The organism is Salinivibrio sp. VYel1, from assembly GCF_009377945.1.
Classification (GTDB): Bacteria; Pseudomonadota; Gammaproteobacteria; order Enterobacterales; family Vibrionaceae; genus Salinivibrio; species Salinivibrio siamensis.
The window spans coordinates 1-14294 of record NZ_RSAM01000015.1; the positions used below are offsets into that span (position 1 = coordinate 1).

General features: G+C 52.4%; 16 protein-coding genes and 1 riboswitch. Of the genes, 3 read left to right on the plus strand and 13 right to left on the minus strand.

The features are described from left to right. Positions 1-466: 466 nt before the first annotated feature. On the plus strand, positions 467-949 hold the full coding sequence (locus EHW58_RS13345; RefSeq protein WP_152796979.1) for an RNA-binding protein: 483 nt from the start codon (positions 467-469) through the stop codon (positions 947-949). Here the strand turns inward: EHW58_RS13345 and murI are convergent. Both murI and EHW58_RS13355 read right to left on the minus strand, forming a co-directional pair. Further along, entirely contained in the window at positions 903-1724 is an 822-nt protein-coding gene (gene murI / locus EHW58_RS13350; protein ID WP_152796981.1) for a glutamate racemase, read from the minus strand. The genes EHW58_RS13345 and murI overlap by 47 nt on opposite strands. Positions 1725-1803: 79 nt before the next feature. Further along, complete coding sequence (locus tag EHW58_RS13355; RefSeq protein WP_152796984.1) at positions 1804-3612, minus strand: TonB-dependent receptor domain-containing protein; 1809 nt, start codon at positions 3610-3612, stop codon at positions 1804-1806. A 54-nt stretch (positions 3613-3666) separates the two neighbouring features. Continuing rightward, positions 3667-3822, minus strand: a riboswitch (cobalamin riboswitch). A 178-nt stretch (positions 3823-4000) separates the two neighbouring features. On the opposite strand from EHW58_RS13355, the gene trmA reads away from it, so the two are divergent. Further along, positions 4001-5104, plus strand: a complete 1104-nt coding sequence (gene trmA, locus EHW58_RS13360) for a tRNA (uridine(54)-C5)-methyltransferase TrmA (protein ID WP_077579510.1) — start codon at positions 4001-4003, stop codon at positions 5102-5104. A gap of 85 nt (positions 5105-5189) precedes the next feature. Here the strand turns inward: trmA and EHW58_RS13365 are convergent, their stop codons facing one another. Together EHW58_RS13365 and fabR are read right to left on the minus strand one after the other, a co-directional pair. Then, entirely contained in the window at positions 5190-5573 is a 384-nt protein-coding gene (locus EHW58_RS13365) for a YijD family membrane protein (protein WP_046074424.1), read from the minus strand. Between the two features lie 13 nt (positions 5574-5586). Continuing rightward, the gene (gene fabR, locus EHW58_RS13370) at positions 5587-6222 is read right to left on the minus strand and encodes an HTH-type transcriptional repressor FabR (RefSeq protein WP_046074425.1); all 636 of its coding nucleotides are present in this window, start codon (positions 6220-6222) and stop codon (positions 5587-5589) included. Positions 6223-6417: 195 nt separating this feature from the next. On the opposite strand from fabR, the gene sthA reads away from it, so the two are divergent. After that, positions 6418-7836: a Si-specific NAD(P)(+) transhydrogenase gene (sthA, locus tag EHW58_RS13375; protein WP_077579507.1), complete on the plus strand. Its 1419-nt coding sequence runs from the start codon at positions 6418-6420 to the stop codon at positions 7834-7836. Between the two features lie 43 nt (positions 7837-7879). Here sthA and cysQ read toward each other — a convergent pair whose 3' ends face one another. From cysQ to gspH, 9 genes are read right to left on the minus strand one after another with little or no spacing between them, the layout of a single operon-like run. After that, positions 7880-8692 carry a 3'(2'),5'-bisphosphate nucleotidase CysQ gene (gene cysQ, locus EHW58_RS13380; RefSeq protein WP_046074427.1) on the minus strand — a complete coding sequence of 271 codons (813 nt, stop codon included), beginning with the start codon at positions 8690-8692 and terminating at the stop codon, positions 7880-7882. Positions 8693-8695: 3 nt separating this feature from the next. Next, positions 8696-9250, minus strand: a complete 555-nt coding sequence (nudE, locus tag EHW58_RS13385; RefSeq protein ID WP_046074428.1) for an ADP compounds hydrolase NudE — start codon at positions 9248-9250, stop codon at positions 8696-8698. A 42-nt stretch (positions 9251-9292) separates the two neighbouring features. After that, entirely contained in the window at positions 9293-10039 is a 747-nt protein-coding gene (locus tag EHW58_RS13390; protein ID WP_152796985.1) for a type II secretion system protein N, read from the minus strand. Positions 10040-10042: 3 nt separating this feature from the next. Further along, on the minus strand, positions 10043-10537 hold the full coding sequence (gspM, locus tag EHW58_RS13395) for a type II secretion system protein GspM (protein ID WP_046074429.1): 495 nt from the start codon (positions 10535-10537) through the stop codon (positions 10043-10045). Beyond that, on the minus strand, positions 10534-11778 hold the full coding sequence (gene gspL / locus EHW58_RS13400; RefSeq protein ID WP_046074430.1) for a type II secretion system protein GspL: 1245 nt from the start codon (positions 11776-11778) through the stop codon (positions 10534-10536). Before gspL ends, gspM begins: the two co-directional genes overlap by 4 nt. Continuing rightward, positions 11747-12751 carry a type II secretion system minor pseudopilin GspK gene (gene gspK / locus EHW58_RS13405; RefSeq protein ID WP_152796987.1) on the minus strand — a complete coding sequence of 335 codons (1005 nt, stop codon included), beginning with the start codon at positions 12749-12751 and terminating at the stop codon, positions 11747-11749. Before gspK ends, gspL begins: the two co-directional genes overlap by 32 nt. Beyond that, a complete protein-coding gene (gene gspJ / locus EHW58_RS13410) occupies positions 12748-13386 on the minus strand; it encodes a type II secretion system minor pseudopilin GspJ (protein WP_077668115.1) in 639 nt (212 codons plus the stop codon). Before gspJ ends, gspK begins: the two co-directional genes overlap by 4 nt. After that, positions 13370-13747, minus strand: a complete 378-nt coding sequence (gene gspI, locus EHW58_RS13415; RefSeq protein ID WP_227486554.1) for a type II secretion system minor pseudopilin GspI — start codon at positions 13745-13747, stop codon at positions 13370-13372. The genes gspJ and gspI overlap by 17 nt, the downstream gene beginning before the upstream one ends. Next, on the minus strand, positions 13728-14294 hold the full coding sequence (gspH, locus tag EHW58_RS13420; protein WP_172970050.1) for a type II secretion system minor pseudopilin GspH: 567 nt from the start codon (positions 14292-14294) through the stop codon (positions 13728-13730). The genes gspI and gspH overlap by 20 nt, the downstream gene beginning before the upstream one ends.

Genomic DNA, 14294 nt, shown 5'->3' on the forward strand with positions numbered 1-14294 from the left:
GAAGCTGCGCTTCGCTTGGTCAGGGCTGCGTATCTTACGCGCCTTGCCGTTAAAGTCAAGAAGAAATTTTATCTTTTATTTTCAACCCGCCGGGTGAAATAAAACCTCTTTTTGACTCCCCTAACGCTTGGCGTTAAGTAGGTCGGCCATCTTAATCTTTTAAAAACTCACGTCAAGCGTTTATTTTTATTTGATTTTTTGCCTCGACATGGCAGTAAATCGCTTGCCGTGTCGATGTGGGGCGTAGTATAGCGACGCGGATCACACTGACAAGGGATTTTTACGTTTTTTATTTCGACTGAGCAATAATCCACCTAAAATGATGAATAACCAGCGATTTGAAACATTATTGATACGAGACCTTTACCGCAAGGTAACGCTGGCTTGTTTTCTTGGTCTTTTTCACGACATGCATTGCCGAAATGTTGTCATGTCATCACTTTAATCGTTCTATTTAATTACGCTTATGAAATCACCAGTTAATTTTGCTTTAGTCATCTGCATCGCCGTCCTTGGCGCAATTATTGTCAGCCTGATGGACGTCAGCTCACCCGCACTCTCGTTTGCTGTGGGTGCGATACTTAGTGGCCTGGCTTGCCTATATCTTCCTTTGCCCAACTTTATTCAGCCAGAGCAAGCACCATTTACATCTACCTCGTCGAGCGAAAAAGAAGAAGAGTCTCCGCAAAGTAAAACGCTATACGTTGGAAACTTACCTTATCGTGCGAATGAAAATGATGTACGCACGCTGTTTAGCGAACATGGAGAAGTGTTTGCCGTTCGTCTAATGAAAGACAAGCGGACGGGGAAACGCCGAGGGTTTGGTTTTGTGGTGATGGCCGCCGGGCATGCCGACGATGCTATCAATGCGCTCAATAATAATGTTTATGGTGAGCGGACACTTAAAGTCCGTGAAGCGAATGAGCCAAAAAAGCAGGCGAATAGCTGACATCCGTAAAACCTATCGATCGGATAAAGTCCGCCAAGGCATCGGCTTTAATAGGGGTTGCCGTCGCATAAGCGCAATGCTTCGACGTCGCTGCGGTAGCCCTTGCGTCGCTATCTAGACTCACCAGCGAGACCACGCGACGCGCAATCGCCTCTCCCGAATCAATTAAGTGGACTTCATCCCCCACCACTGATTGAATTTCATCACGCAGTAAAGGGAAGTGAGTACAGCCGAGCACGAGGGTATCGACGCTCGCTTTAAACGGACGCAATATCGCCGCTAGATCTTGCTGGTTCACCGCCTCACCCCGGAGTTTGCGCTCTGCCATATGCACGAGTGCCGTGGTACCGACTGAGACTACCTGGCAATCTTTGGCAAAGTCAGCCACCAATTGTTCGGTATACGGACGAGCCACCGTGGCGGGTGTTGCTAATAAGCCAATCGCCTTTTGCTGACTCATTGCGGCCGCAGGCTTGATCGCGGGTACAACCCCCACGACCGGAAGCGCCAACTGCTGACGGAGCGTGGGTAATACCAGCGTCGATGCTGTATTGCATGCAATGACGACGATATCAATATCATGATGCGCACACACAGCGCGCACTTGAGCCGCCACCCGTGTGACCAAGCGCGAGTCATCTAACTCACCGTATGGAAAAGCTTCGTTATCGAACAAATAGGTGTAGTTAGCGTCAGGAAGCTGGTCTCGTACCGACTGGTAAATCGATAAGCCACCCACACCAGAGTCAAAAATCAAAATATTGGGCTGCGCCATGGGACACTCATGCAATCAATAAGGCCCTTATCATAACGACAAGGGCGTGAAGAAAGCTAGTTTCGCCGAGAAGCAATCACTAGTACTGATAGTCCAACGTCATAAAATAGGCGCGCTCAGCGGCAGGGTACCCACCCGCAGTCTCATACTCTTTATCAAACACATTATCGACTTTGCCTTTCACGGTCAGATTTTCAGTCGCCCGATAGGAGGCAGTGACCGTCCACAGGCTATAACTTCCCAACATATCTCCGCCGGAATAATCAAGACGCTCACTTTGATACTGCCACTGAGTACCGAGTTGCACCTGCTCCCATTGGTACGATGCATCCCATTTCGCCACCCGTTTGGCGCGACGAGCTAGCTGCTCGCCCGTTTTATCATTTTTAGGATCTTTATATTCTAACGATATGCGGTTATTTAAAGAGCGCACATCAAAGTTAGTGATAAATTCAACCCCCTTAATCGTTACCTCTTCAACATTGCGATATTTACTCGTCGCGAGATCGTAATCAATCATATTATCGATATGGTTGATGTAGCCGGTAAGCGACCAATCGATGTCTGCAGTTAAGCCATGCAGAGCAAGCTCGGTATTTGCGGATTCATCTGGATTTAAGTTTTCATCTCCATACTGACCATAAAGCTCAGTAAAAAGCGGTGCTTTGAAGGCGGTGCTATAACTGGCGACCAATTGATACCCTTCCGCTATCGCAAGACCCGCGCTTGTCTGCCACGTCGTATGCTGCCCGTATTGTTCGTTATCATCCAAGCGCACGCTTGCTTCAATAGATAGTGGCTCTACTGGGCTAAATTGCGTTAAAAAGTAAGTGCCCAGGTTATCGCGCGGATTGATTGCAATATCATCGGGGTTGGTAATCAAGCTTCCTTCATTAAAGGTATCGTGTCGATAATCCACACCACCGCCAAGCAGCCAACCCTCCGAGGCTTGATACTGGAGTCCCAACGAGGTAGAGACTTGTTCCAAATCAGAGTTTTTATTCTCCTTGCGCGCACTGCCAGGAAAGTAGTCATACTTATCTCGCTGAGAAAACTCCCCGCTCAGCGTTGCACTCCAGACCCCTGAGCGATAATTCAGATTGCCAGCCAGTGCTTGGCTTTCTAACCAGCCATGTTTCAAGCTCCCTGAATAATCGTAATCGTATTCATTCTGGTACCAGCGCCCGGTGATATCGGCCGACCAAGATGCATTCCAACGATGGCTGTATCCAAGTTGTGCATTGCGGCCAGTAAAACCATGCTGATCGCCACGGTTACTCGGCGTCGGATGAACATTGTATCCATCACTGGACTCATACCCAGCCATGCCAGAGAAGTGACCGTTATCGCCCAATTTTGTTGCCCATGCGCCACTAACAGCATGATGATCCAAACTGCCCATGGTTACGGAAACATTGGCTCGCTCTTTATCGGTTTTGGTGATGATATTGATCACACCACCAATCGCACTCGACCCATACAGTGTGGCGCGTGCGCCGCGAATGATCTCAATCCGCTCGATACTGTTTACTGGGATCTGATTAAAATCCACCGAGCCTGTGATGGACGAGGCCATACGCACCCCATCAATCAAGACTAAAGAGTGGTCTGATTCTGTGCCGCGCATAAAAATAGAGGCAAGTTGGCCACGGCCTCCGCTTTGCGCAATCTCGATGCTCGGCACCGTACGCAATACATCGACAAGGCTTCGAGCCTGCAAGCGCGCAATGTCTTGACGCGTCAAAATGGTTGCCGATTGCAACACTGAGGCATCGGACTGCGCAAACCGACTGGCGGTCACCACCACCGTTTCGGTGTTTGGCTCGGCCCACGTGCTCACAGGAAAAAATGACGCTGCCACTAGGCTCGCCACTATCTGTTTGTTCATTGGTTGTTCCTTCCTATCGCGAGAATGTGCAGCGACGTGCTGCGTCTGTGGGCTGTATTCGGACTTAAGAGCATGGCTTTCGCCGCCTACTGCTAACGACTTCCCATCGCATACTATTTATCAGCATTGGCGACAGTGTCTGACCTTGGGTCGGGTTAGGGTCGTTCTCTTACACCGCTGCGCGTCAGTTGCGGGCTCTCACCGCATTCCTGTGACCCGTCACATATAGCAAGACAGGATCACTTTCCCACGCCTGGATATTAGCCGTCTAGATGGATATTGTCCATTGATAACCTTATTGAATAAGGGAGAATCGTGAGCAAGGGTGGACATAGCTGGGGATTTGTCTAAAATCTGCGCTCATTTTCCAATCGCTGAGGCAGCCATCATGACCAAGGCTCACACCGCCGTTGACTACGACACACAGCTTGCTGAGAAAGTCCAACGACTCAATGCACAACTCGCGCCGTTTCACGCACCTGAGCTAGAGATCTTTCGCTCACCGGAAACCCACTATCGGATGCGCGCAGAGTTTCGGGTATGGCATGAAGGCGACGACTTGTATTACATCATGTTTGATCCTGCGACCAAGCAGAAGTATCGGGTCGATACCTTTCCTGCCGCGAGCCGCTTGATCAATGACCTCATGCCGCTATTAATGGAGGCCATCAAGCCCAACGACGCCTTACGACGTAAACTGTTCCAGGTTGATTTCCTCTCCACCTTAAGCGGTGAGATCTTGGTATCGTTGCTCTATCATCGCCAGCTAGACGAAGAGTGGGACAGCGCCGCGCAAGCGCTTAAACAACGTTTGAACGATGAGGGCTTTAATCTCAATTTGATTGGCCGTGCGCGCAAGCAAAAGAAAGTGCTAGACCGCGACTACGTTTTAGAAAAGCTCAATGCCGATGGTCAAACGCTGATCTACCAGCAAATTGAAAACAGCTTTACCCAACCTAACGGGCCGGTGGCGGAGAAAATGCTGGAATGGGCCATCGATTGCACTCGCGATAGCCAAGGTGATTTGCTGGAGCTGTATTGCGGGAACGGCAACTTTTCCCTCGCCTTGGCGAAAAACTTTCGCCGCGTCCTCGCCACCGAGCTGGCGAAACCCTCAGTGCAATCAGCGCAGTACAATATTGCCGCCAACAACATCGACAATGTGCAGATTATTCGCATGTCTGCCGAAGAATTCACTCAGGCGATCAATGGCGAGCGCGAGTTCCGCCGCTTAAAAGATCAAGGGGTGACACTGAGTGACTATCAGTGCAATACCATTTTTGTCGATCCCCCTCGTGCGGGCATGGATGATGAAACCTGCAAAATGGTGCAAGGTTACGATCGGATTTTATATATCTCCTGTAACCCTGAGACCTTGGTCGAGAACTTAGAGCGCCTAAGCCAAACACACCGCATTAGTCGCTGTGCGCTGTTTGATCAATTCCCGTTCACCCACCATACCGAAGCAGGGGTGTGGTTAGAGCGCAAATAGTCACGGCAAGCAAGCGCGGATAAACGTAAAAAGGCGTCTTCTCGACGCCTTTTTTGGGTTTCAATCACAGCTGTTTTAGAGGCAATTAGACGTCAGAGGCGGTATCATTTTTCGCTTTGCGGCTGAAAAAGCCCAGTTTGTGGCCGACCCAGAACGCCAGTGCCATGGCAACCAAAATCGAGAAGAAGTTGCCACCCAGCTCTGGCATTTGCATACGGATAAACGCTGAATAGCCAAATGCCCCCACCAAGAAGCAGGCAAACGCAATCAGCGGCGTGCCTTCCGTCAGTGGCTGGCGTTCGTGAAGTTGGTAGCAAGCGTGCACGGCCAGTACAAACGCAAGAATGGGAAAAATAGAAAATGCCACACCACTGACGAACAGTGTCGCGAGGGTTGCACTTCCACAAATGCCGGTAACCAGTGCCAGCAGCAAAAATTTACGTTCTGATTTCACTTGCTCGTGTTCCATGTCTTCACCTGTTTTATGACAGTTTTTCCTGTAAGGCTCGCCGCTCCCGGTCTTTTCGGTACCAGTAAGCTCCCTTGGCTATCATGCGTAATTGTAACACCATGCGCTCGGCCAATTCTGCGCGGGCGTGAGGATCGAGATCAAGCGCTTCCGCGCCCATATTAAAGACCAAGATCACACATGCTTCCGACTGATTGTACGCTTCTTCATAGGTGAGCTGCGTACGAGATTGTAAATACTCGGTCAACTCAGCAACAAAATGTTGTATTTCCCTTGCCACAGCGGCACGAAACGCCGAAGAGGTGCCTGAACGCTCGCGCAAAAGCAACCGAAACACATTTGGGCTGCTCTCGATAAACTCCATAAAGGTTTCTACCGAAGTACGCACCACACTGCCTTCCGCGGCTATCCGCTGACGCGCTTGACGCATCAATTGACGGAGCAATAGCCCGCCCTCATCAACCATGGTTAACCCCAGCTCATCCATGTCTTTAAAGTGGCGGTAAAAAGAGGTGGGCGCGATTCCCGCCTCTCGCGCCACTTCGCGCAAGCTGAGGCTGGAAAAACTGCGCTCAGCACTGAGCTGGCTGAACGCCGCATCAATGACAGAACGGCGCGTTTTTTCTTTTTGTTGTGCTCGAATACCCATCGCACTCTATCCATGGTCACCATGCTGCCACTATACGCAATTTTAGCGTTTAAATCAGCCAATCCAGGCAGTGTTCCCCATCGCGGCGGCGCGGATTTGAACACAGATTTGCTCGCAAAAGTTAACCTTACGGATAATAAGCGTTAAACTGGTCATAAATAGATGTTGCAATAATGAAAATAAGGTCTGAACCCTATGAGCAAGTCGAGCCCTCGCCCGCAAGATCATTTTGATGCGATCGTGATAGGTAGTGGCCCCGGTGGTGAAGGTGCCGCCATGGGCTTATCCAAAGCGGGTAAGCGGGTGGCAGTGATTGAGCGAGAAAGCACCGTTGGCGGTGGCTGTACCCATTGGGGCACCATCCCGTCTAAAGCACTACGCCACACTGTCAGCCGGATCATTGAATTCAATCAAAGCCCTATCTACACCCAAAACAGCAAGAGTATCCACAGTACTTTCTCACACATTCTCAGCCATGCTGAGTCGGTCATAGGCAAACAAACCCGTATGCGCCAAGGGTTCTATGACCGAAACCAATGTACCCTGCTCCATGGTAGCGCCGAATTTGTCGATGCGCATACCTTAACCGTGCATCATAGTGATGGCAGCGCTGATACCTATACAGCCGATCACTTTGTGGTTGCTACCGGCTCTCGCCCTTATCAACCCGCTGACGTGGATTTTTCCCACCCACGCATCTACGACAGTGACTCCATTTTGTCGTTAGCCCATGACCCGCGCCACGTGATTATTTATGGCGCAGGCGTGATTGGCAGTGAATATGCGTCTATTTTCCGTGGGCTCGGGGTCAAAGTGGATTTAATCAACACCCGTGATCGCTTGCTGTCGTTTTTGGACAACGAAATCTCTGATGCTTTGTCTTATCACTTTGGCAGCAGTGGTGTCATGATCCGCAATGATGAGACCTATGAGCGCATTGAGGGCACCGACGATGGCGTGATTGTGCATCTGGAGTCAGGCAAAAAAATGAAAGCAGATTGCCTGCTGTATGCCAATGGCCGTGCAGGCAATACCGATAAACTCAATTTGTCCTCGGTCGGCCTTACACCTAACTCGCGTGGGCAGCTCGACGTTGATAGCGAAAGCTACGCAACAGAAGTGGGGCATATCTATGCCGTCGGTGATGTGATTGGTTACCCTAGCCTTGCCAGTGCCGCTTATGATCAAGGGCGCGTGGTGGCCGAAGCCATTTGCCAAGGCAACGCCAACGTGCGCTTGATTGAACACATCCCCACGGGGATCTATACCATTCCAGAAATCAGCTCAGTGGGTAAAACCGAGCAAGAGCTCACCGCAGAAAAAGTCCCGTATGAAGTTGGCCGATCGCTATTCAAGCACTTAGCACGCGCGCAAATCGCGGGGATGGATGTCGGCAGTTTAAAAATCCTTTTCCACCGCGATACCCGCGAAATATTAGGCATTCACTGCTTTGGCGAGCGCGCCTCGGAAATCATTCATATCGGCCAAGCGATTTTTGAGCAAAAAGGCGAAGGGAATACCATCGATTATTTTGTGAATACCACCTTCAACTACCCGACCATGGCCGAAGCTTACCGGGTGGCAGCCCTCAATGGCTTAAATCGTTTGTTCTGAACCGGTCATAAAAGAAAACGGCACCTGACGGTGCCGTCAATCATTACGATGCCTGCAGTATCGACGACCACGCGAGCGACTCATCCCCCAACACAATAAAGTTAGGGTTCTGTAATGAGTCCCGTTCGTTGTACGACAAAGCCCCGAGCTCTGTGCTCAGAATACGTCCACCCGCTTGCTCAACAATGCATTGGGTAGCGGCAGTGTCCCACTCCCCTGTGGGGCCCAAGCGCAAATAACAATCGACCGCGCCTTCTGCGACCAAGCAGGCTTTGAGTGCCGCGGAGCCTAATGGCACCAAATCATAATTAATTTCAGGTGCCAGCTTTTCGGTGACCGCATGAATATCTTGACGGCGACTGATGGCGATAGAGAGTGAGGTAATCGTCTCTTCTCGCTTCATTGTCGAGATGCGATGCATTTCGCCATCTGGGGTGATTTTCCAGGCCCCTTTGTCTTGGCAAGCATAGTAGGTCACCCCGGAGACGGGGGCATAGACCACGCCCATGACGGGATGGTTATCCTCCACCAGCGCGATAATAGTGGCAAAGTCACCACTGCCTGCAATAAACTCTTGGGTACCGTCGAGGGGATCAATCAACCAATAGCGCTGCCATTGCTGACGGTCGCTTAATGGCACACCACAGTCTTCTTCTGATAACACGGGGATGTCTGGCGTCAACGCGGTGAGCTTTTCCGTGATCAGCTTATGTGCCGCCAAATCAGCACTGGTTACTGGGGTTTGGTCACTTTTAGTGATCGCTTCAAAATCACCGTCTTGGTAAATATCTAAAATAACCTGACCCGCAGAGCGAGCAATATCAATCACCTCGGGTAACAACTCAGGCAATGCCATGCCTCACCTCTCAGATTGTAAGTACTTCAGCGCCATCATTAATGCGGTGATACTGCGCGCTTCACAAAAATCACCGTGGGTGAGTAACTCTTCCGCTTGGGCAAGTGGCCAACGAATGATTTCAAGCGGTTCAGGCTCATCCCCTTCCAAGCTTTCTGGATACAAATCACGTGCCAACATCAGCGTCATGCGGCTAGAAAAGTACGACGGTGCCAGAACAACCTCTTTCAGTGGCACTAGCTCACGGGCACCTTGCCCAATTTCCTCTTTCAGCTCCCGCACCGCCGCTTGCTCGGGCGCTTCACCCGGATCAATCAGTCCTTTGGGAAAGCCTAGCTCATACTGTTCTGTGCCTGCGGCATATTCGCGTACCAGTAAGAGATCGCCCGATTCGGTCACCGGCACCATCATCACAGCATTACGCCCCGACGGTTTCATCCGCTCATAGGTACGCTCGACGCCATTACTAAAAATCAGTTCCAGCGACTCCACTTTAAACAAGCGAGAAGTGGCGACCACCTGCTTAGACTGAATGTAAGGAAGTTTACGCTGCGTCATATCGTGATTTGCCACCCTTTTTGATAAGCCTATCAGGCCTTGTTAGCCGCGAAAAGAAAAGCGATAGCGTCCTTGATTATCCGGTGCACCCAACCAAGAGAGAGGTGCTTTCATCGGCTCAGGATAGGCCGGCCCCGGCTTCAGCCATCCTGACACAGAGTATCGCCCAGACGGTGTAATTGACAATGAAAACTTATTACTCAACGAGGGGGAATCGCCTTGACCCTGCGCAGCGACACCTTGGCCATCACAGGCGAGAGAAGCACGCAATGGAATATCATTGAGCCGCCCTGAGGGCAGGGTGAGTCCGGCCTGCTGCCACTGAATCTGCCCCGCTAACTGCTGACACCCTGACTCGGCCAACACCGCCTCGCGTACAATCACATCAAGCCGGCCATCAATCGTCACACTCGGCGGTAACGCCACCGAACGGGTCAGCAGATGCGCGGGAGCAGAGAGCAAGGTTTGAGAAAGCGTTAGCTCGGTGCCATTAAAGCCCACCACACCTTTACCACTGACACCTTGAGGGCTTTGGACCTTTATCGCGGCTTCCAGCGTGGCGCTGGTCAATAACCGGTGCCAATGGAGCTCCCATTGTATTGGGCCGACAGCCTGATCTTGCCAACGCAGTTGCCTGACTTGCCCCTGCCACACGGTGCCGTTGATCCCACTCAGCTGTAGCTCGGCCGGCAAAGGCGCTAAGCGCAGTAGTGTTGCTGGGGCGTGCACTATCGCACTCACAACGAAAACCAATACACACCCCACCCCTATCAGCGTTTTCTTCCACATCGTTTACCGCTCCAGCTGCAGTCGGGTTACTTGCACCACACCGGCCGTATCGGTCGCTTCAGTGCTCAGGCGAGCGACTTGAATGCCATGCAGCTGAGAGAGTTGCTCGATCCACCGTAGTAATTGATTAAACGGTAGAGGTTCGAGCCCCAATTGCACGCTGTCCTCCCCAGGCTGCAACCGTGTAATGGTAAGATTAAACTCACCCGCACTGGCAGCGATCACTTGGTTGAGCGGTTGGCTTCGACTGGCCACTACTTGGCGACTGCGTCCAGACTGTGAGCGCAATTGCATGATGTGATTGCGCTTTTTTTGTAGCTCATTGTAAACCTTTCGCTCACTGACCAATGCGGCGCGCGCTTGCTCCGCCTGTGCCTGTATCGGCACCACGATGCCCCAATACAGCAAACTTAACAGCAGCACTCCCGCCGCAATCAACACGAGCCGTTGCTCGCGCAAGCTGATCGACTGCCACTGAGTCTGAATACGTGCGATCATGATTGGCTCCTTAGGGTAAATTCACCGCTGACCGTCTCACCACTGCGATTAAGCTGCCCCAAGTCTGTCGCATAATGCTTACTCAACGTGGCACGTAAGCGCTCAAACTGCGCGAAATCATTGCCGGTTGCTCGCAGTATCAAGGCTTCTCGATTGGCTTGGTAGCGCAGCGCCTCGAGCTCGATACCAGGTACATCTTCCAGTAGAGGAGCCAGTTCGACCAGCCAGGGTAAAAGCGCCGCATCATGTTGTTGGTTTTCTAGCCGAGCTATCTCTGCATCCATTTGCCGCACCATGTATGAGCGAGTCGGGATCCGCTCGTACTCGGGCAAGGTTTGGCGAAAAAGGGCTTCACTTTGTCCCCGTAATGCACGGGCTTGTTGCTGGGTGTCACGAATCGACAACCACTGCTCGACACCAAGCAATCCAGCCATGGCGATCAACAGACAGGCTGCGGGCAAAAAGGGTCTAAGTGTCTGCTTGGTTTGGCTTTGAGGGCGATATCCGCCGGTCAGTAGGTTTGCCGTCACGCCATGACTCTGCACCGCTAATAGATGCATTGCGTGATCTGACTGCCACTCGACAGGGAGCGGTAACGCGCTCAAGGGATTGTCAGCCTGTGGCTTGTCGTCGCCATAGCCTTTGATAGTGAGAGAGTCGGCCTGCTCAGGTGACAGGGTTTCCTCACTGTCTTGGCGGTGTTGCCACCAAGTCTGCCCCCAAAAGGCGAGCCAGTCCGCCGAGCCTACCACGCCTTGATTTGCACTAAAACGGCACAGCCACTGTTCACCCAATGCCAAGAGTGAGAGCGAATCAGACGACCAAGGTACACAAAGCACATCGGGGATCCACTGGCGAGCATCAATGCCTGCCTCATCCAGCGCGTGTTGCCAAGCTTGCATTTGCTGGTGCGCTACCACGGCGACATGTGCGGTGTCTGCCTGGGTGTCAACAATACTCACGTGTACTGCTTCCACCTCTTCCGCCAAGGCTTCCTCGAGCAAGTAAGGCACCACCTTGTCGCGTTGGCGCCTTGAGCCTGGGGGCAATGTTACCGAGGTTAATGTCAGCCACGTGCTGTCCACCAGCACCACTACTCGCCGCGTTTGTGCTTGCTCGGTTAACGCTGACAGTTGCTGACAACTGCCGCTCTCAACCACTTGGTTATCACTGGCACGAACCTGCGCCCAATAAATGGGCTGGCTGGCATCACTGATCCTTATTATCAGTCGCTCGCTCACGCATTCCTCCGAACCGACGGCGCAAAACAGAAACCTCGCCATCGTCTTGATAGTGCAATAGTGCCTGGATGTGACGTTGGGCAGAGGCCACCTGCACATCGGCTTGTAATAAAAAGAACTCGCTGGTCACGCTGAGATGGGACACGACTCGCTCTCGCTCGGCGTCATCAAACTCGGTGAGGTTCAAGGTATCGATAAACGCGGCCACACTTTTCCACCCTTCCTCCGGGCGCTGGGCAATCACCTGCTGGGCTTGTTCCACCGGTAACGCGGAGGTAAATAGGGCTGAAAGCAAAGGCGCTTGCTTCTCGGTTAAGGTATTCACATTGACCTTAAGCTCAGCGCTAGGCAACGCGCAAAGCTGAGGCGAGGCGCGCCGAAACACATCACCATTCACCCCGCGCACCGCACGCCACTCACTCACATCGGCCAGCAAAGCATCCGCCGTCACATACGCAGGCTGCACGCTTTCATAATGCGCGTCTTCCGCCCCGAGAGACTGATCCAGCTGATTGTTTTCATCAATAAAATCACGGCTTGCCTGAGCAATCACATCCGCTTGATAATCCTCTTCCACATACTGCCCCACTAGCGCCCGTAATACGGTGACCTCATAAGGTGTCGCCCCACCCACTTTGGCGCCACGTAACTGTAAACTATTGAGGTTAAAACAGGCGCTCGCATCTTGTAAGTGTCCACTTACTTTTCCACCATCCAGCGGGAAGGTTCGAGCGGGCTCTGCCCAGGTTTGACTTAAGTTCACCGTTTCACTGCCTGCTAAGCTCTCGCGCAATACCGATGCCGCCAAGCCTTCAATCGCATTGCCAAACCAATACGCTTGCTGAAAATGCAGCTGGTTTTCGGCGCGGTGGTAGTTGGTGTATAACCGCGCCGCCATGCTTCCGGCAATCGCGGTCATCAGCGCCATGATCATCATCACCACCAAAAGGGCGGCGCCCTGCTGACGATTCATTGTGCCTCCCGCTGCAGTGGTGCCGGCAAGGTTTGCCCCGCCACGAGATAAGTGCGCACTAACTGCCCGTAGCGAGGATGGGTAAAGCGCACTTGAACGGCTTTCGGCAATGCATGTTTGGTATCAAAACTGTCTTGCCAATCCTGTTTGACGTAGAAGCGAAAGGTCAAATCATCAATATCACTGAGCAGCGTCGCCACCGCGGGTTCATCACTCGCGGCTTGGTCTGGGTAACGCCAGCGCAAGCGTTCCAGCTTGCCATCTCTCTGACGGTACCCGACCGCTACCACTTCTCCGCGTGGAAAGCGCATTTGTGGGTTAATCCAGCCCGTGCGGGTAAAGCGCACGCCCATCCCATCACTTTGTAATACCTCTGAACCCGCGATCAGCAACTGCTCTGTTGGCGCTTGTCCTTCGACCCGCTGACGTCTTGCCGCCATTTGACGAAAGTCACTGTCCATGATCACCAACGCGCGCTGCAGCTTCTGTAAGGTCTCACCCACCTGCTGAGACTGCTCGTCACTGCGCTGCACGGTTTGCAGTACTTGGTATGCGGTCAGACTAATGCTGGCGAATACCACCAACGCCAACAGCACTTCCAATAAGGTAAATCCTCGTTCAACGCGTGGCGACATAGGTCCTCACGGTCACTAACGGGTTATCGGTCTCTGCGGCGGCAGCCACTGACATATCAACCGCACGTAACTGGCCCGTTTCTGTGGCGACTGGCACCAACTGCCATTGCCATTGTTGCCCCGCCATCTCGGTGGTACCTTGTGTGGCTTTATCTGGCACCTTAGCGCTGAGCACCACCTCGGCGAGTTGATTATCCGCCACCATAGCGGCTAAGGTTTTTTGTTCTAAGCGACTCAGTGAGCGGGTGTGCTGTCCAGTGGCTTTCATCACACTCAGCGCCGCCACGGCAAAGATCGCCACCGCGACTAAGACCTCAAGCAAGGTCATTCCCTGCTGCGAGTTAGCGCGTACTAACATCATCACCCTCTCCTGCTCGCTGCCAGGTAAACTGCGCCAGTTCATTCGCTTTGAGCTGCCAGACCGCACGGCCATCTGTTTCAATCATCAGGGTAAACGGTGTCAGCTCACCATTGGGCAGTAGCCAGATTTGCGGTGGCGCCACCGCCTGCTCATCGTCTTCGTCAAATAAATCCTCAAACAGCGGCTTATCCTCGAACAACCTATCTTGTTGCTGCCAACCAAAGCCATCCATGGTTAAGACAAAGCGGCTTTGCTCTGGCAGGCGGCCTTGGGTCGCCCAGCGGTCACTGCTAACAGGTTGCCATTGCTCTTGTCCCAACACTAAAAGTTGATAGCGCTGTTGTTCGATACGCACGCCATAGGTGCGTCCTTCCAACCAACTTTGCTCTGCCCACAGCTTCATCCGCTGATACAGTGCTTGCCCGGCTTCTTGTGTGCGAGTGTCCGCCGGCTCAGGCATCACCATTATCACGCCTGAGGTGCTCACCGCGACGATGACGACCACCAGCAGGATCTCTAATAAGGTAAAGCCGGCCGCTTGACGCAT